The organism is Paenibacillus sp. NRS-1781, assembly GCF_050467745.1.
In the GTDB taxonomy this organism is placed as follows: Bacteria; Bacillota; Bacilli; order Paenibacillales; family Paenibacillaceae; genus Paenibacillus; species Paenibacillus terrae_A.
The window spans coordinates 58,328-77,829 of record NZ_JBITPI010000005.1; the positions used below are offsets into that span (position 1 = coordinate 58,328).

At 49.4% G+C, this 19,502-nt stretch carries 13 protein-coding genes; 12 read left to right on the plus strand and 1 reads right to left on the minus strand.

What is annotated here, in order from left to right; translation table 11 throughout:
• Positions 1 to 709 precede the first annotated feature (709 nt).
• From ACIFO6_RS01335 to ACIFO6_RS01360, 6 genes are all read left to right on the plus strand, one after another.
• On the plus strand, positions 710 to 2,365 hold the full coding sequence (locus ACIFO6_RS01335) for an ABC transporter substrate-binding protein (protein ID WP_430037208.1): 1,656 nt from the start codon (positions 710 to 712) through the stop codon (positions 2,363 to 2,365).
• Positions 2,366 to 2,403: 38 nt separating this feature from the next.
• Positions 2,404 to 3,408 (plus strand): ABC transporter permease, encoded by a 1,005-nt coding sequence (locus ACIFO6_RS01340; protein ID WP_430037210.1) that lies wholly within the window; start codon positions 2,404 to 2,406, stop codon positions 3,406 to 3,408.
• A gap of 35 nt (positions 3,409 to 3,443) precedes the next feature.
• Positions 3,444 to 4,355, plus strand: coding sequence for a nickel transporter permease (gene nikC / locus ACIFO6_RS01345; RefSeq protein ID WP_430037211.1), 912 nt, complete (start codon positions 3,444 to 3,446; stop codon positions 4,353 to 4,355).
• 227 nt (positions 4,356 to 4,582) lie between these two features.
• The gene (locus tag ACIFO6_RS01350; RefSeq protein ID WP_430037213.1) at positions 4,583 to 5,998 is read left to right on the plus strand and encodes a deoxyguanosinetriphosphate triphosphohydrolase family protein; all 1,416 of its coding nucleotides are present in this window, start codon (positions 4,583 to 4,585) and stop codon (positions 5,996 to 5,998) included.
• 70 nt (positions 5,999 to 6,068) lie between these two features.
• A complete protein-coding gene (locus ACIFO6_RS01355; RefSeq protein WP_430037216.1) occupies positions 6,069 to 7,013 on the plus strand; it encodes an MsnO8 family LLM class oxidoreductase in 945 nt (314 codons plus the stop codon).
• Positions 7,014 to 7,026: 13 nt separating this feature from the next.
• Positions 7,027 to 8,016, plus strand: a complete 990-nt coding sequence (locus ACIFO6_RS01360) for an RNA methyltransferase (protein WP_430037218.1) — start codon at positions 7,027 to 7,029, stop codon at positions 8,014 to 8,016.
• 8 nt (positions 8,017 to 8,024) lie between these two features.
• On the opposite strand, the gene ACIFO6_RS01365 is transcribed toward ACIFO6_RS01360, so the two are convergent.
• Positions 8,025 to 8,981 carry a D-2-hydroxyacid dehydrogenase gene (locus ACIFO6_RS01365; RefSeq protein ID WP_430037221.1) on the minus strand — a complete coding sequence of 319 codons (957 nt, stop codon included), beginning with the start codon at positions 8,979 to 8,981 and terminating at the stop codon, positions 8,025 to 8,027.
• Positions 8,982 to 9,166: 185 nt separating this feature from the next.
• Between ACIFO6_RS01365 and thpR the strand changes: the two genes are divergently transcribed.
• The 6 genes from thpR to ACIFO6_RS01395 all read left to right on the plus strand — a co-directional run bounded on the left by thpR (position 9,167) and on the right by ACIFO6_RS01395 (position 19,288).
• On the plus strand, positions 9,167 to 9,760 hold the full coding sequence (gene thpR / locus ACIFO6_RS01370; RefSeq protein ID WP_430037405.1) for an RNA 2',3'-cyclic phosphodiesterase: 594 nt from the start codon (positions 9,167 to 9,169) through the stop codon (positions 9,758 to 9,760).
• A gap of 110 nt (positions 9,761 to 9,870) precedes the next feature.
• A complete protein-coding gene (locus ACIFO6_RS01375) occupies positions 9,871 to 10,683 on the plus strand; it encodes a cell wall hydrolase (protein ID WP_430037224.1) in 813 nt (270 codons plus the stop codon).
• Between the two features lie 158 nt (positions 10,684 to 10,841).
• Positions 10,842 to 11,525: a metal-dependent hydrolase gene (locus ACIFO6_RS01380; RefSeq protein ID WP_430037226.1), complete on the plus strand. Its 684-nt coding sequence runs from the start codon at positions 10,842 to 10,844 to the stop codon at positions 11,523 to 11,525.
• A 465-nt stretch (positions 11,526 to 11,990) separates the two neighbouring features.
• Entirely contained in the window at positions 11,991 to 16,589 is a 4,599-nt protein-coding gene (gene gltB / locus ACIFO6_RS01385; RefSeq protein WP_430037228.1) for a glutamate synthase large subunit, read from the plus strand.
• Positions 16,590 to 16,913: 324 nt separating this feature from the next.
• Positions 16,914 to 18,551 carry a sensor histidine kinase gene (locus ACIFO6_RS01390; RefSeq protein WP_430037231.1) on the plus strand — a complete coding sequence of 546 codons (1,638 nt, stop codon included), beginning with the start codon at positions 16,914 to 16,916 and terminating at the stop codon, positions 18,549 to 18,551.
• Between the two features lie 95 nt (positions 18,552 to 18,646).
• Positions 18,647 to 19,288, plus strand: a complete 642-nt coding sequence (locus ACIFO6_RS01395; RefSeq protein WP_430037233.1) for a response regulator — start codon at positions 18,647 to 18,649, stop codon at positions 19,286 to 19,288.
• Positions 19,289 to 19,502: the final 214 nt, after the last annotated feature.

Consider the following 19,502-nt stretch of genomic DNA (forward strand, 5'->3'; position numbering starts at 1 on the left):
CATCTCATTTTATAGTAAAGTATCCAGTAATCACTCTCCATTCATGTAATCACTTGTATATACTGTGAGTATATATGACATTTTTCACTATGATTCAACAAAAGCTGAATGCTTGGAGATAGCAATCTTCCTCATAACCTCACAGACCATCGCATCGGGTACGAGACTTTAGGCATACATCACGGAGGCCGATTGAATTGAACCACAGGGTGTTGATATCTACTTCTACATATAAAATTACCTTACACACCTCCTACTTGAGCATTTTGCAACAATCCCATGAGCGATTTCAAATCAGCACTATATAGATCGAAACGGTTTAGTTCGTCTATCTATTGTACTTTCGAGCGTTGGGAATCGAATGATTCAAAATGCTAACTAATGAATTAACTTCCATCAAGAAAATGATATCACTCGGTAATAGGATGAAAATCAGATTGATTCCGTTAGACTTACTCGAAATAATGCATATGCCACCCGGAAGCAGTTTTTTCTGCTGAATATAAAGGGATTATTCGTTTTAGCTGTACAGCGCCATCATTCGCTTATACCTTACGATTGGTGATAGCTATTTGCTGTATCAGCTTACGTATCTGTGTGTCATGAGGTTTAATGTGGACGCTGTGTCCATTAGATCATAAAGGTTTTCTAAACATCCATCTGGTATCAACGAACTAACAATATACGAGGTGTGAAAGGGGTCTGCTGTATGAGCAAAAAGTACGCAAAAAACAAAGCCTGGACCGTCCTGCTGGTGCTTGCATTGGGGGCTGTTTTGGCACTTTCCGGCTGTGGAGGTTCCAATGAAGGCGCAAAACCGGAGGCAGGAAAAACGCCAGGCGGCGCAGGAGAGGGCGCGCAGGATACATTAATTTATGGACGCGGTGGCGATTCCGTGGCGCTGGACCCTGCGATTGTGACCGAAAGTGAATCGCTAAAAATCGGGATGCAGGTGTTCGATACCCTGCTGGAATACAAGGAGAGCACTACGGAGATTCAGCCGGGGCTTGCAGAGAGCTGGGAAGTATCACCGGACGGACTAGTTTATACGTTCAAGCTGCGTCAAGGTGTAAAATTCCATGATGGAAGCGACTTTAATGCAGAAGCCGTTGCATTTAACTTTAACCGTTGGTCTGATCCGAAAAGTCCATACAAATTTGAAGGGGACTCGTATGATTATTATGATTCCATGTTCGGCCCAGAAGGGAGTCGGGTGATCAAGGAGGTCAAAGCGGTAGATGCGAATACGGTTCAATTTACACTGACCAAGCCGCAGGCGCCTTTTTTACAAAATATCGCTATGCCATCCTTTAGTATCGCCAGCCCTAAGGCTATTCAGGAAAAAAAGGCTGATTTCAAGAGCAATCCGGTCGGTACGGGACCCTTTATATTTAAGGAATGGAAGCGGAACGATACCATCACGCTGGAGAAAAATCCAAACTATTGGAAAGAGGGACAGCCGAAGCTGGCCAAGATCATTGTTCGTTCTATTCCCGACAATACCGCGCGATTTAATGCTTTGCAAAATGGAGAAATTGACCTGATGGAGGATCTGAACCCGGACGATGCGAAGCAGCTGGAAGGCAATAATGAACTGCAAAAAATAGAACGCCCATCCTTTAATGTGGCGTATATCGGATTTAATTTGAAGAAAAAGGTATTCAATAATCCCAAGGTGCGGCAGGCGCTTAATCATGCGGTGAACAAGCAGGCCATTATTGATGCATTGTTTGCGGGAGAGGCCAAGCCTGCGGTCAATCCAATGCCGCCTACATTATGGGGGTATAACGATAGCATTCAGGATTATACCTACGATCTGGATAAGGCTAAATCCTTGCTGGCAGAAGCGGGCTACCCTAACGGACTTACCGAGCCGTTAACTTTTTACGCGATGCCTGTATCTCGTCCGTATATGCCTGACGGTAAAAAGGTAGCGGAGGCCATTCAAGCTGATTTTGAAAAAATAGGTGTGAAAGTGAACATCCAATCGCCGGAATGGGCCACTTATCTGGATGATGTCAAGGCGGGCCAGAAAGATGATTTGTATATGCTGGGATGGAACGGGGATAATGGCGACCCGGATAACTTCCTGTACACCCTGCTGGACAAGGATACGATTCCGGGCAATAACCGTAGCTTTTATGTCAATGAGGAGCTGCACAGAGTATTGGTAAAAGCACAGGTTGAGGTCGATCAGGACAAGCGTGCTGAGCTGTACAAGCAAGCGCAGGTCATTATTAAACAGGATGCGCCATGGATTCCACTGGTTCACAGTACACCGTTGATGGCAGGTAAAGTAAATCTCAAGGGCTTCGTGCCTGCTCCGGGAGGTATTGAATCGTATAGCAGCGTTTATTTTGAATAGTCCAAATAGCTCAAGCGCAAGCAGGCGGTGATTCTGGTATGAACTCATATATTGTAAAAAGACTGGTCGTATTGATTCCGGTATTGCTGGGCATGACGCTCATCGTTTTTTCGATTATTCATGCCATTCCGGGTGATCCGGCGGAAACGATACTGGGAGACAAGGCCACAGAGCAGTCCAAGCAGGCCCTACGTGAGCAGTTGGGTCTGGACAAGCCGTGGTTGCAGCAATATGGAACTTACCTGGGCGAGCTGGCCCATGGCGATTTGGGTGATTCGATCCGTACCAGACAACCGATTGCCCGGGAAATGCTGCCTTATCTGGCGGCTACATTGGAATTGACGGTGGCGAGTATGTTTTTTGCCATTGTTGTTGGAATGAACGCGGGTATCGTGAGCGCCTGGAAGCGAAATTCCTGGTTCGACTATGTCAGCATGGTCATTGCCCTTGTCGGGGTGTCGATGCCGATTTTTTGGCTGGGCTTGATGGAGCAGTGGATTTTTGCCAATAAGCTGCATTGGCTACCTTCCATCGGGCGCATGAATTCCCGTGATCCGGTGGAGGCGGTGACACATTTGGCGGTTATTGATGCAATGATTGGTGGACGTATGGAGCAGGTATGGACGGTCATCAAGCATTTAATTTTGCCCAGCATCGCACTGGGAACCATCCCGATGGCGGTCATTGCGCGTATTACCCGTTCCAGCATGCTGGAGGTTATGGATTCGGATTATATCCTTACGGCGCGGGCGAAGGGATTGGCATCTTTTCAAGTCGTGTACAAGCATGCACTTAAAAATGCCGCCATCCCCGTGCTTACCGTCATCGGTCTTCAGACCGGCTCGCTACTGGGTGGCGCGGTGCTGACAGAGACCATTTTTGCATGGCCCGGCATCGGACGGTACATTTTTGAAGCGATCAGCTCGCGTGACTATCCTGTCATTCAAAGCGGGATTCTGATCATTGCGTTCCTGTTCGTCATCATTAATCTGATTGTCGATTTGCTGTACGCGGTTCTGGATCGGCGTATCCGTTATCAGTAATCAAGTCGTCAATGGGTCAAGGGGGAGCTTGTCCGATGTCACAATTTTCGATGGAACCCAACAATATACCGACGACACGCCATACGCTGGCGCATGTTCCTGTCGTTTCCGGCCCTTGGAGAGACGCGTGGAGGGCTTTCCAACACAATAAAATGGCGCTTGTCGGCCTCAGCATTATTATCTTCTTTGTCATTATCGCTTTGATCGCGCCGTGGATTGCTCCGTTTGACTATAAAGCGCAGAATTTAGTGGGGCGCTTGCAGCCTCCTTCCGCAGAGCATTGGTTCGGGACGGACGATCTCGGCCGGGATCTGCTGACTCGTACGCTGTATGGGGCCAGAATCTCGTTGTGGGTCGGTTTTTTGTCCGTCATTGGTTCGATGATCGTAGGAACGGCTTTAGGTTTAGTTGCGGGATTTTATGGAAAATGGGCAGATATGATCATCTCGCGGCTGTTCGACATTTTACTGGCGTTTCCGGGGATTCTGCTGGCGATTGCTATCGTTGCTATTTTAGGACCTTCCCTGGAAAATGCACTGTATGCTATTGCTATCGTCAACGTGCCGACATACGGACGGTTGGTCCGCTCCAAAGTGCTTAGTGTCAAAACCGAGGAATACATCACTTCTGCCAGAGCGCTTGGGGCGAATAATGTGCGAATCATACTCCGGTATATTTTGCCGAACAGCCTGACACCAATCATCGTACAGGGCACGCTGGGAATTGGAACGGCGATCATTGAAGCGGCAGCGCTTGGATTTCTCGGCTTGGGCGCACAGCCTCCTCAGCCGGAGTGGGGGAAAATGCTGTCGGATTCACGCCAATATATTCAGAACGCGCCATGGACTGTTATTTTTCCCGGTATATCCATTATGCTGACCGTATTGGGCTTTAACCTGATGGGGGACGGCTTGCGCGATGTGCTGGACCCGAGGGCGAAGCGTTAGAACAAAAGTAGTTTAGCTTATATGCTTCTAATATTAATAAAAAAGGTGTTCCCCGGCCTGAATCCTAATGGCTGGAGGAACACCTTTTTCATATGACATTTTTCGTGTTATGAACTCGATTCATTCAACTATCACATACAATATTTTCCATTAAAGTCATGTCACCTTTCCTAAGACGTGAAAAAAATGTATAATCACTCCAATTGAGTACGTTGGGAGTGGGCTTTATGACACGGCAAAACAAGAGAGAGCATCGGCAGTTTCCGGAACAGATACGAAGCGACGCTTCACGGGCAGCATATGAACGGGATTACTCCCGATTGATCCATTCACCGACCTTTCGTCGGCTGCAAGGCAAATCTCAGGTATTTGGCGCAGGCACGGGCGATTATTATCGCACACGGCTGACGCATTCGCTGGAGGTGGCGCAGATTGCACGGGAAGCGGCACGCAGCTTACTGCGGCGGCATCCCGAGGTTGAGCTGGAGCAGGCGGATAACGCCGGGCTGATTATTGATCCCGAGGTGGTGGAATGTGCATCCATTGCACATGATTTTGGTCATCCACCGTTCGGACACAAGGGCGAAGAGGTGCTGGACGGCATTTTGGATCAGTTGATTAAGACGAAGGTGGAAAAGATAGCGGCCGCTGGAGGCTTCACGCCTGATTCCAAGCAGGGGCTGGAGGCATATGCACGCGAGCGGCAAATCTATGAGCATTTTGAGGGGAACGCACACAATTTCCGACTCATTATGTTTTTGGAGAAGCGTGAGAACGTAGATGGCTTGAATTTGTCGGACGCTGTTTTACTGGGGATCAACAAGTACCCGTATCCGGGGATTTGGAATAAAAAAGGGATGTATCTGCATGAGTGGGAATACATTCGTTCCATTCGCGAGGATTGGGGAATTCCTGATGGTCAAAAGACGCTGGAGGCCCAGCTTATGGACCTGTGCGACGATATTGCCTATTCCGCGCATGATCTGGAGGACGGAATTAAGGCAGGGAAAATTGAGGTGCACGAGCATTTTTTGTATGATCCGTACTTGATCCGTCTAATTACAGAAAAAATCACCACGTTGGAGGATAGCTTCTGGCAAGGCTGGCAGCTGGCTCAGATCGAACAGAAGGTGGCGGCTGTGCTTAGCGAATTTTTGAAGGTATGGAATGGAAAGATGCCGATGTGTGAACACGATTATTCCCGCACCCGGCGTGAGGTGAAAGCATACTGGGTTAGTTTGTTCGTCAGCAGCCTGGGTGTAATTGATGTAGGCAATTGGAAAAAGGTTACTTTTGTACGGGATGGAAGCGAGGATCTCGACATGCTTCGCACCGTGAGTGTGCTGAAAAGCTTTGCCTGGGTCACGATGATTCGTGATCTGCGCGTGCAGCGGCTGCAAAAACGGAGTGAATGGATGCTCAGACGGCTGTGGCTGGCTTTTCTAGATCCAGTGACATCCAAGTCCATTATTCCGAGTGATTGGCTTCAACGCTTTGAACGTGATCAGGGCAAGGCAAAGCCGATCTGGACATGGGAGCATATGGTCATTGATTATATTGCAGGGATGACCGATGCTTTTGCCGAGAAAATCTATAATGAGCTGTATGGTTTGAAGGTGGGTTCCATTTACGATCTGGACTAACATTTCATGCATAACCCTATATAGTAGAAGAAACTGGTTTTTAAGTATGGAAAAGAAGGGGGGAATATCTATGGGTTTTCAGTCTGTATCTGCCCAATCACTGAATTTGGGGGTACTGGATATGGTGCCGTTATTGCCCGGAAACCGACCGGAGCAGGCCGTTCAATGGGCGAGAGAGCTGGCGAGACGTGCGGAAGCGTGGGGCTATACGCGCTACTGGACCTCGGAGCATCATGATATGGAGGGGCTGTCTTCCTCCAGTCCGGAAGTGCTGCTAGCTCACATCGGGGCAGTGACCCGGAAAATCAAGCTGGGGGCAGGGGCTATTTTGCTTCCGCATTATAGTCCGGCCAAGGTCGCAGAATGGTTTCATCTGCTGGCGGCTCTATATCCGGGCAGAGTCGAGCTGGGTCTCGGGAGAGCACCCGGTGGAGGACCACATGCTTCGATGGCGCTGAGCGGCAACTTTCTCCAGCATGTGGCTGAACTGCCACAGACGATGGAAGCGCTGCTGGCTTTGCTGGAAGGTACCTACGAGTATGAGCAGGTGCGCGTGTTTGCCCGCCCGATGCCTGAACAGCCACCTGCGCTGTGGATGCTGGGTACAAATCGTAAAAGTGCCGAATACGCCGCCCGGTATTCAACTGGTTATGTGTTCGGTCAATTTATGAGTGAGCAGGATACAGGTGAAATGCTGAGCATGTACCGTTCCGACTTTCAGTCGTCCAAACGAATGAATAAGCCTCGTACGATGGTTGCTGTAGGGGCCATATGTGCCCCTACGGATGAACAGGCGCAGCGGTGGGCTGCACAGATTACGATGGGTGACCCGACGATGCGGGCTAATTGGCTGGTGGGAACACCATCGGATGTTGCCGAACGGTTGCGCGGCTTGCAGGTTGAGTACGATAATGATGAATTTTTGTTGGTCACACCCATTCCCGATTATGAGCAACGGCTTCAATCCTACCGTCTTATAGCGGAGGCCGTAAAATCTAGCTGCGATTCCAAATGAAAAGAGATCTGACATGAACAAATATGAAATAAATAGTTCTGCTATGAATATGCAAAGATACATATATACCTACGCGTGTCATGAAACCGAGCGAGAGCTGTGTCTTTTGGAGTTGAAAAGCTTGTTCGGCCAGCCGCCTGCACATGATTCCATGCTGCTGTCCCATCGGCGGTTGGAGCCGGGCACCAGCCCGTTCATCCATCTTCGGCTGGATGTGACCGCAGATGCGGGTACGTTGGATGAGCTATGCGAAGCAGCTTCCGCAATTCATCTTGAAGAAGGGAAGACCTTCAAGGTCCTGTGCCTCAAGGAAGGCGACAACGTGGTCGACTATGACGAGCGTCGCGGTATAGAAAGACGCATTGGCGCACGTATTCGAGGACAGGCGCAAATGAAGGAACCGGATGTCACCCTGGGTGTCATACGGGTAGGAGAGCGGTGGCTGCTCGGCAAGTGCATATACAGCGACAGATCGTGGCTGGAGCGCCGTCATAAGCCGCAAAACTATTCCACCGGACTCCCCGTGCTGGTAGCCAAAGCGCTTGTGAATTTAGCAGTGAATGACATAGCAGCACAGGATATAGATGGGGGCCGATTGAAGTTGCTGGACCCGTGCTGTGGCATGGGTAATGTGATGATTGAAGCATTGAGCATGGGAAAAGATATTCGCGGTTGTGATATCAATCCGCTGGCGGTACGCGGGGCACGCGTGAATTTGCGTCATTTTGGATATGAAGAGGATCTGGTGAAGCTGGGAGATATGAATCTGCTGGAGGGAACCTATGATGCGGCCATATTGGATATGCCCTATAACCTGTGCTCCGTGCTCCCTGCCGATGAGCAAAAGCAGATGCTGCGCAGCCTGAGGCGCTTGGCCGCACGAGCGGTAGTCGTAAGCACGGAGCCGATGGCAGCATTGCTGTCCGAGTCAGGCTGGACCCTCACGGAGCAATGCCGTATACACAAGACAGGTATGAGCCGGGAAATATGGATCTGTGAGTAATTGGTTTATTAATACTGAGTTTTATAGTTGACCAAATTCAGCGGCAGCTCCTGATCGGCTGCATAGGCTTTAAAATTGGTGAGGAAAATATCTACCGCCCGTTCAGCGTAGCGGTCCGTGTCGCCTGCAATATGCGGCGTGATCAGGACATTTTCCAGACTCCACAGGGGGTGCGACACGGGTAGCGGTTCTTCCTCGAATACATCCAGTCCGGCAAAGGCAATATGCTTTTGCTCCAGAGAGCGTACAAGTGCATCCGTATGGACAGTGCCGCCACGACCTACATTAATGAAGAAGGCTCCCTTACGCATGGCTGCAAATGCCTTTTCGTCAAAGAAATGACGGGTTTCCTCGGTGAACGGCAAAATATTCACCACGATATCCGCTGCTCCCAGCGCTTCATGTAATTGCTCAGTTGTATACATGCGCTTCACATGAGGGGCATCCTTGCCGGTACGCCGGACCCCGATCACTCGCATGCCGAAGGCTTCTGCAATCCGCGCCGTTTCACGTCCGATTTCACCCACGCCCGTAATCAGCAGCGTTTTTCCGCGTAATTCCGTCAGGTCGCCTTCCGGTGGCTGCCATGTTTTCTGACGCTGCAAGAGAGCTGCTTGCTGCAAATACCGTGTATGCGACAGCAGCATCCCAAAGATTTGCTCCGTAATCGGAATGGCATGAACGCCGCTTGTATTGGTGAGTAAAATATGACGCTTTTCCAGCTCTGCTAGTGGCAGCTTATCAATACCCGCCGACCAGGTCTGTATCCATTTCAGCTTGCTGTCTGGCTGCAAAGCCGCTTCGGAAATATGCTTGGACCAGCCTAAAATGACCTCTGCCTGTCGGATTTGTTCAGGCTCCAGCTCTTGGGCTTTACCAATGATCAGCTCATAGCCCGGAGCCGCTGCACGAACTTGCCTTTCTTGCTCTGCGGTAAGCTGGTGTAAACTGACGATGTTTCCCATGATTCATTACCTCCTCGGCTTTTGATTCTTTGGAGCTTTCCAATATATTCTGATGAATCATCCCTTCAAGGATAACAGATTGGCGGAAAGATTGCATAAATGTGGGCAAAGACGAGTTTGCTGTGTCACCATAGATAACAACAAATGACTATAGCTCTGATTAGGGAGAAAGGAAGACGATGACGATGAATGGAGTACCGCCGGTAGTACCACAAATAGCACAAACACAGAGACTTTTTACCGCGATTGCTCTCCCGAGCGAGCATAAGAAGGAGCTGAGCCGCTGGGTGGAACAGGATATTAACGAGCTTTCTTTTCGCAAATGGACCGATTTCAGGGATTACCACGTGACACTTCAGTTCCTGGGGGATGTGGCGACCAAAGATATATCGGAACTGGAACAGGCTTTATTTCAGGCGGCGGCTGCACATTCCGCGTTCACTCTCGGCATTGGCGAACCGGGGACTTTTGGACGAGATGGATTTCCGCGTGTGCTATGGAGGGGAGTTACGGGGCAGAAGGATTCTTTGAACCAGCTCCATCAATCCATAGTTGAGGCTACCGAACCACTTGGTTTTAAGCCCGAGGAACGGCCTTACAGGCCCCATATCACAGTAGCACGTTCGTATACAGGGCAGGAGCCTATTCCGGCGTCTATGTTTCAGTCCAATGACCGGATAGGCGAGCCGTGGGAAGTGGGAGAATTTGTTTTGTACGCGACCCGAATGGGCCAAAAACCGATGTACCAAATAATTCAAACGATCCCATTATTAAGGTGAAACCCTTGATCTATCAGCAAATTTAGTGATATAGTATTTCAGCGCTATTCAAAAGGCGCGTTTTGGGTTACATATCTGAGAATGTGCCTAAAGTTAACAGGAGGAACATTATGGAAATTGTTAAAGAACATCGTTGGTTTGCACCTCTTTTGAGTGTGCTGCTTGTTTGTATATTGGGGGTAGGCCTCTACGCTGAGGTTCAACAAACACAAAAAAATCATAAAAATGCACCTATGCAATCTCTGAGCTGGTCAGGGAATTTTTCGGCTTCTTCACACGGGGACAGGATGGGGACCCATAAGGGGTCAAACAGGACAAGTCCCATCTTTGTTGAGGCTCATGGACAGCCGAGCTGGAAACAAATCATGCCGACTCCGTTACCCGCTTCCCAGATGAAGCAGGCGGGACAAGCCCGGAGCAATGTTGCAACCGGTGTGAAAAAGCCTGAAGTCCAGCATAGCAAGTCCGCAATTCTTACCCCTCCTACAACCATCTACTTTACGAAGACACAGATGCTCTCTCAGGATGACAAGGCGTTGTCTACCTGGAGCTACCCTGTCTCCGCTAAAGAACTGCTTCTGCTACAAAAAATAGTCATGGCAGAAGCAGAAGGCGAACCGTACGAAGGCAAAGTGGCAGTTGCCAATGTTGTCTTAAACCGGCTGCGGTCAGCCCCATTTCCCGATACGATTCAGGCAGTGATTTATCAAAAAGCACAATTTAGTCCGGTTGCGAACGGGCGTCTTCGTCGTGTTCAGCCCAATCAGGACAGCATTCGTGCGGTTACGGCTGCTTTGAATGGCCATAAAGCCGTGCCTGATAATACCTGTTTTTTCCTGTCGCTGACGTTGGCTCAGGATCTTACGGTTCATCATTCGCGTACCAAGGTGAAAACAATCGGTCATCATACCTTTTACAAATAAAGGAATACTTCTACGAATAACAGCCCTTTCTAACAACTGGGTTCAGCTTGGTGAACGTATTTTTTCGTGTACAGGTGAAGCTTGTATGCAAAAAGAGGTATAATGGGTAATGGAAAGGTACCTAGGTTCTGAAAGTGAAAATGGAGGTGGCAGATGATATGAAAATCACATATTACGGGCATTCAGCTGTGCTGGTGGAGGAAGAGGGCAGACGGATTATTATTGATCCTTTTTTGACCGGGAATCCTAAAGCGGTAGTAAAAGCTGAGGATATTCAGGTGGATGCAGTGCTGTTGACGCATGGTCATGCGGATCATTTTGGTGATGCTATCGAAATTGCCAAGCACAACGATTGCCCTGTAATCGCGGTGGCGGAATTGGCTAACTATTGTTCATCTCAGGGAGCCAAGGCTCACGGTATGAACCTGGGCGGCGGTCACCAATTTGACGGCTTCCATGTAAAATTCACACTTGCGTTCCACAGCTCCTCTTTAACGGTGGATGGACAAACGATATATATGGGTGAGCCTGCGGGCATTTTATTGACCATAGGTGGCAAAACATTTTTCCATGCTGGCGATACGGCCCTGTTTGGCGATATGCGTCTCATTGGTGAAACCAACTCGATAGATGCTGCGGTATTACCGATTGGTGACGGCTATACCATGGGACCGGAGGATGCACTGCTGGCAGCCAAATGGCTCCGGGCAAGCCGCGTAATACCTGTGCATTACAATACATTTCCGGGGATCGAGCAGGACGGTAACGCCTTCTGTGACCGTCTTAACAAAGAAGGGATTAAGGGAACAGCCCTGAATCCCGGCGAAAGCCTCGAATTTTAACCCGCATTGCCAAATTGCGAGCAAATGTCGGAGCGCCAGAATGTTCAATAGATATCCTCTGTCAGCCTTTTCTATTCCTTTGGGAATGGGAAAGGCTGGATTTTTTTGAAGTGAATATTTATACATAAAAACGGTATATTCTTGCAACTTCACGTTGAAGCTGTAATGTAAAAGATTTATTATCACAATCATAAAAACTTTGAATTGCTAACATGGTAGGTCGATGATAAAATGATAGAACTAATTAGATTCATCAGTAGATCCGACGTGTTTTTCAAGTCAAGCTAGTGCATAATTATTGAAAAGCATTCGCATTCGGCGGACCGTACCGCCTTGAATACGTCACATGTTTTGTCCTCCAATCCTCGTAGTTTTTTCTTTGAGTTACCTCTTGTTGCCACTGTCTTCTATTCGGTCGCCTGTATTTCAGGCCAGCATGACTTTATAACAGAAAGGTTGCGTTCCATGAGACAGACAGGTTTACCACCCAAACAGGGATTATACGATCCCCAATTCGAGAAAGACGCCTGCGGCATGGGCTTTGTTGCTCACATCAAGGGAAAACCATCGCACGATATCGTAAGTCAGGCTTTGACCATGCTCGTCAATATGGAGCACCGGGGCGGTCAGGGAAGTGAACCGAACTCCGGTGACGGAGCGGGGATTATGATTCAGGTGCCGCATCAGTTTTTTCAAGAGGAAGCGGAGCGACTGGGCTTCAAGCTGCCAAAGGCCGGACATTACGGCGTGGGTATGCTTTTTGTATCCAATGATCCAAAGGTTCGTGAAGTTCATGAGCAGAAGCTGAGAGATATTATCGTAGATGAGGGTCAGAACTGTCTGGGCTTCCGTGATGTTCCGACCTATGACGAAATGCTGGGCAAATCGGCGAAAGCGGCCAAACCGGGCGTACGTCAGGTGTTCATCGGTCGCAGCAGCGATTTGAACGAAGAGCTGGATTTTGAACGGAAACTGTATGTTATTCGCAAACGGGCGGAGCTTGCCATTCGCTATAACGAAGAGGACCAGAACCGTGAGTCGTTTTATATCCCAAGTTTGTCATGCCGCAAAGTGGTGTACAAGGGTATGCTTACAACCGAGCAGGTAGGCAAATTTTATCTGGATTTGCAGGATGAGCGGGTGACATCGGCGATTGCGCTGATCCATTCCCGTTTCAGTACCAACACGTTCCCGAGCTGGGATCGTGCGCATCCTTATCGTTTTATGATTCACAACGGTGAAATTAACACGATGCGCGGCAACGTGAACTGGATGCATGCACGTCAGGCCCAGTTTGAAAGTGAAGCGTTTGGCGAAGATATCGGCAAGGTAAAACCGGTCATTAACCCGGATGGCTCAGATACAGCCATGTTTGATAATACGCTGGAATTTCTGTATCTAAGTGGACGTTCCCTGCCTCATGTAGCCATGATGATGGTGCCGGAGCCTTGGAACAAGCACGAGACGATGGACGGGAAGAAACGGGCATTTTATGAGTATCACAGCACGATGATGGAGCCATGGGACGGACCGGCTGCGATGGCGTTTACAGACGGTGTTCAGATCGGGGCGATTCTGGATCGTAATGGCCTGCGTCCTGCACGTTACTATGTAACCAAGGATGACCTGATCGCGTTGTCTTCAGAAGCGGGTGTACTCGATATTGCTCCTGAAAATGTACTGTACAAGGATCGTCTTCGTCCGGGACGGATGCTGCTGGTCGATACCCAGGAGGGCCGCATCATTTCCGACGAAGAGTTGAAGGAGCGTATCGCTTCCGAGGAGCCTTACCAGGAATGGCTGGATGAGCATCTGGTCAATCTGGATGAGTTGCCGGAAGCGCTGGAGCAGCCGGAGCCAAAGCATGAGAATGTGAACCAGCTTCAGCTCGCTTTTGGCTATACGTTTGAAGAGCTGCGCAAGATACTGGAGCCGATGGCGCTCACAGGTGCGGAACCGATTGGCTCGATGGGGTATGACGCTCCACTGGCGGTGCTGTCTGACCGTCCGCAGCGTTTGTACAACTATTTTAAACAAATGTTTGCGCAAGTCACGAATCCGCCGATTGATGCCATTCGGGAAGAGATTGTAACGTCCACGGCAACTACGATTGGACCTGAGCGCAATCTGCTGCATCCAGAACCGGAAAGCTGCCGTCAGATTCGTCTGGATTCACCGGTGCTGTCGAATGAGGAATTTGCCAAAATTCGTCACGTACACCGTCCAGGCTTTAAGTCGATGACGATTCCGATCTTCTTTGAAGCGAAGGAGGGCGCAGAAGGCTTGCGTAAGGCACTCGAAGGACTGTTTGAGGCGGCTGATCGTGTCATTGACAAGGGTCATAACATCCTGATTCTGTCCGACCGTGGAGTGGATGCAGAGAATGCAGCCATTCCGGCGTTGCTGGCTGTCTCCAGCCTGCATCACCACTTGATCAAGCAGGGTACACGCACACGTGTAAGTATTTTGCTGGAGTCCGGTGAGCCGAGGGATATTCATCATTACGCGGTGCTGCTTGGTTACGGCGTGAGTGCGGTTAATCCGTATCTGGCTTTCGAAACGCTGGATGTCATGATTCAGCAGGGCTTGCTGCGCGGTGTCTCGCATGAAAAAGCAATTAAAAATTATATTAAAGCGGCCACTAAGGGTGTCGTTAAAATATTGTCCAAAATGGGTATTTCCACGATTCAGTCGTACCGTGGAGCACAAATTTTTGAGGCCGTAGGTCTCCAACAGGATTTCGTTGATCGCTACTTCACCTGGACACCTTCCCGCATTGGCGGTATCGGTCTGGAGGAAGTCACGGTGGAAGCGCTGGCTCACCACAATCGTGCTTTTACTGACAAGGACGGTAACGACAAGGTGCTGGATTCAGGTGGCGAATATCAATGGCGTAACGATGGAGAAGAGCATTTGTTTAATCCGCAGACGGTACATTTGCTCCAGCAGTCGGTTCGCTCGGGGGACTATAAGCTGTACAAGAAATACGCCAAGCTGGTGCAGGGTGAAACGGAACAGCATTTGACGATCCGCTCCATGCTTCAGTTGAAGCCTGCGGGTAAGTCTGTGCCACTGGAAGAAGTGGAATCTGCTGCATCGATTATGCGTCGTTTTAAGACGGGGGCTATGTCCTTCGGCTCAATCAGTCAGGAAGCGCATGAGGATATGGCGATTGCGATGAACCGTATCGGCGGCAAGAGCAACACAGGTGAAGGTGGGGAAAACCCTGCACGTTTCATTCCGGATGCCAATGGCGATTCTCGCCGCAGCTCGATCAAGCAGGTGGCATCAGGTCGATTTGGTGTAACGTCGAATTATTTGGTGAACGCTGACGAAATTCAGATCAAAATGGCGCAAGGCGCGAAGCCGGGCGAAGGCGGACAGCTGCCAGGACGCAAGGTGTATCCTTGGGTGGCTGAGGTACGTGGTTCTACGCCGGGCGTGGGACTGATTTCGCCGCCACCGCATCACGATATTTATTCTATCGAGGATTTGGCAGAGCTGATCTACGATCTCAAAAACGCCAACCCGCGTGCTGACATTAACGTGAAGCTGGTGTCAGAGGTGGGCGTAGGTACGATTGCAACAGGAGTGGCTAAAGGCCGTGCTGACATTATTCTGGTCAGCGGCTATGACGGAGGTACAGGGGCTTCTCCGCAAGGCTCCATTCGCCATGCGGGTATGCCTTGGGAGCTGGGTCTGGCCGAAACGCATCAGACGCTGATGCTGAACAACCTGCGCGACCGTGTAGTGCTGGAGACAGACGGCAAGATGCTGTCCGGCCGCGATCTGGTGGTAGCTGCCCTGCTGGGTGCAGAAGAATATGGCTTCTCTACAGCGCCGCTTGTGGCGTTAGGCTGTATTATGATGCGGGTATGCCAAATGGACACCTGTCCGGTTGGTGTGGCTACACAGAATCCGGAGCTGCGCAAAAATTATATGGGCGATCCTGCCCATGTGGTGAATTTTATGCGTTTCATCGCAGAAGATGTCCGCGAAATTATGGCGGAGCTGGGCTTCCGCACGATTCAGGAAATGATCGGACGTACGGACTGTCTGGATACCGTGAACGCCGATTCGCACTGGAAGAAGAAAGGCGTCGATCTGAGCTTGCTGCTGCATGTTCCTGAGCTGGAAGACGGCAGTGTACGTTACCGCGTACAACGCCAAAACCACGGGCTGGAAGAAACACTCGATATGCAGAGGCTCGTACCGATGGCTGCTGGGGCGTTGGAGAACGGAACAGCTGTAGAGGCCACCATGCCTATAACGAACGTGAATCGGGCCGTAGGCACGATTCTGGGCAGCGAGGTCACCCGCAAGTACGGAGCGGCGGGTTTGCCTGAGGATACGATTCGCTTTAGCTTCATCGGATCAGCAGGTCAGAGCTTCGGAGCTTTTATTCCGAAGGGCATCACGCTGAGCGTTGAAGGCGACAGCAATGACTATGTAGGTAAAGGGCTATCCGGTGGTAAGGTTATTGTGAAGAAATCTCACAAAGCGACCTTTAAGGCAGAAGAGAACATTATTATCGGAAATACGGCTTTGTATGGAGCGACCAGCGGGGAAGCTTATATTAGCGGAATTGCAGGAGAGCGCTTTGCCGTTCGGAACTCCGGCGCACGTATCGTCGTCGAGGGTGTCGGCGATCATGGCTGTGAGTATATGACAGGCGGACGTGTAGCTGTACTTGGCGAGACTGGACGTAATTTTGGAGCCGGGATGTCTGGAGGCATTGCATACGTCTATGACCCTCAGGGGACGTTCCTGAGCCGTTGTAACCTGGAAATGGTGTTGCTGGAAGGCGTGGAAGACCCTGCGGAAGCAGCGGATCTGCGCGGTCTGATTCAGCGCCACGTCACGTACACAGGCAGTGAAGCTGGACAACGTATTTTGGATGACTGGCAGACTGCGATTCAGCAGTTTGTACGGGTGATTCCAAAGGATTACAAGCGTATGGTAGAACAGATACAAAAAGAAGAGGCGACCGGCTTGAGCGGGGATGAGGCTCTGCTGGCTGCATTTGAAGCCAATATGCGTGAACTGGCGCGTGCCGGGGGTTAATGAAGCCCCTCACCAAATTCACTAAAAAAGGACTTGCTGAATACCGTTGTTAAGATCACGGTAGTACCAGCAAGTCCCTTTTTTAGTTCCTTGAAAACATGATTTATGTCCTTGACAAACGTTATAGTTTCTGACATTACCCCCAAAATGTTTTCCTGAAACGGTAAATATGTTATAAAAAGTGTCATTTTTTTTGGAATGTAACCGTTTACGTTAGAGTTTATGTCTTGTTATTTATTTTTGGATTGGTTATGATTTTTTTAGAGTACACATGCAAATCTAGTATGCCCATCGTCACTTCAAAACACAGAATAGGGTGACAGGATGAAGTTGAAGAAGTCAGCAGAAGACCAAATGATTTTTTTGTACAGGTATGTATCAGTATCTTTAACGTCGCTTGTATTTCTGTTCGAATCATCCGGATTAATCGTGTGGCAGAAGTTATTACTCATTGTGTTTCTATTTTTATCTGTTACATTATTTACGTGGATTTACCGCAAGTACAGACTTCATGATATGGTACTGAAATGTTGCATTGCTCTGGAAACCGCAGGGATCATTTTGTTGCTGCTCCCGACGGGAGGGATGGATAGTCCGTTCAAATGGTATGTGATTACTCCTATGTTGGTGGCTTGTGCTCATCTTTCTATGAGGTACAGTTGGACGCTCCTTCTTTCCTATATCGGCCTGGTACTCACATTTTGTTATATCTTTTTTACACCAGGTCAATATTTTTTGTGGGATATGGTGTTACAAAATGCGAATTTATTTCTGGTGCTGATTGTGACCACGATGGCGATGCAGGTGATCGGTGTCATGAAGAATGAGTTGAAGATGGCGAAGGAGCAAGCTAATGAGACGATGGAGCATATTAAGTCGATTTACCACATCATGGAGACGACCAGCCACAACGAGGCATTGAATCTGGGGCAGGTCATCTCGGACTACACGGTTAAGCTGACGAAGCAGAGCCGCGCGTTTTTCTGGTTGGACAGTCAGGAGGAGGATGCGCCGGAGAGCAGTCAGACAGGTTGGACGGTGGAGGAAGAGGAGCAGCTATTCGAGGAGCTGGGGAATTATCGTGAGGAATTCAGGGAAGAGCGGGAGCCATTTTTCAGGCATCTGCCGGAATGGGGCGATTTTCTCATGATCACGGTACCGATGACGACTCGTTTTGTAGCGACCATCGGACTCAAGCTGGGCCCGGATCAAAGTCTGACGGGAAGGCGCTGGCTCGTTCAGCAACTGATATTCCTCGCTGAGCTGAGCGCCGTGTTTTTGGAGCGCTATGAGCTGGAGCGTATCGAAAATCAGTTGATTGTGACGAATGAGCAGAACCGGATTGCGAATGAAATGCATGATAATGTATCACAGAGTCTTTTTGGCATTGTGTACGCGACGCATTCACTTCGGCAGACATGGCATGATCAGTCGAAGGAGCAGGTGGAGGAACAAATTGAGCTGATTCAGCAATCCGCCAATCAGGCAGTAAGAGAGCTAAAAGGGGCCATTCATAGCTTAAGCTCGAAAAAGAGCGGGGGCCCGACTTGGTTAGGAACAGTGAAAAGCCATCTGCATACGCTGTCCAAGCTGAATCATGTACAGATTGACTTTGATATTCATGGGGATCATTTTTCACTGCCGTACTTGTATCAAAAGGCTTTATTTCGTATCATATCCGAAGCCGCAGGTAACGCAATCCGGCATGGGCTGGCGAAACGGATTGATGTAAAGTTAAAATTGACGCCCCAAGTGATTAGACTGTCTATTCATGATGATGGTGTAGGGTTCGAGACGGGGAGAATGGTTGCAGGGGGTGAGGTGGTCAGCGCAGGCAGTGGCCTGGGCATGATGAATATGGAATATTTAGCTCAATCAATGGGAGGTGAATTTGATATTTCTAGTCGAATCGGTGAGGGAACACAGATCCGATTGTCCATTCCGGTAAATGCTTATGAATAAAGATGTGTGAACATCCTGCAATACAAAAAATCTGCGGTAACAATCGGATACATAGGGATTATGCAAATCCTGAACTGTAGACAGGAGGCCGAATCATGAAAATTGTCATTGTCGATGATCATCCTTTAGTACGGAAAGGACTCGCTGCGGTTATATCCATGCAGCCCAATGTTCAGTTTGCGGGAGAGGCCCAGAATCAACAGGAAGCACTTCTGGTTATCGAGGAAACCGACCCGGATCTGGTGCTGCTGGACTTGAAGCTTGCCGACGAATCAGGTCTGGATATTATCAAAATAGCACGCGGACGCGGGTTCAGAAGCAAATTTATCTTGCTGACATCCTCGGCCACACGAGAAGACTTCCTGAAAGCGGAGGAAGCTTCTGTGGACGGCTACGTACTCAAGGAGGCTTTGCCTGAGGAACTAATTTACGCGATTCATCTTGTCAACAAAGGACGCAAATATTATGATCCTGCTATTCTGGAGAACAAGCTGCGGGAGGATGCTGGCAATCTGACAGACGACCTGACACCTAAGGAAAAGGAAGTATTGGTCGAGCTGGGACAGGGAGCCTGCAACCGTGAAATTGCATCCCGGTTATTCATCAGCGAATTTACAGTCAAAAAGCATGTCAGTCAGATTTTGGCCAAGCTGCGGCTGGCGGATCGGACGCAGGCAGCGTTGTATGCCAATGCGATTGGGCTGGCGAAGTACGAGCCAAGGACATCTAGCGTGTGAACCGCTGAAGGAGGTGGCGATGGAATGCCTGTCCGACTGGACAGTGCGCCCATGTAGCTTTCCAGTTCAGTTTATATACCGAGTAACAGAAGAAGCCTCAAAATCACCAGCTTCGGTGGTTTTGGGGCTTTTTTTCGATTTATTTTTCCATAATCAACTAAGACTGGTACAAAAGTATACCATGCCGTAGCCAAAAGTATACAAACTCATCCCC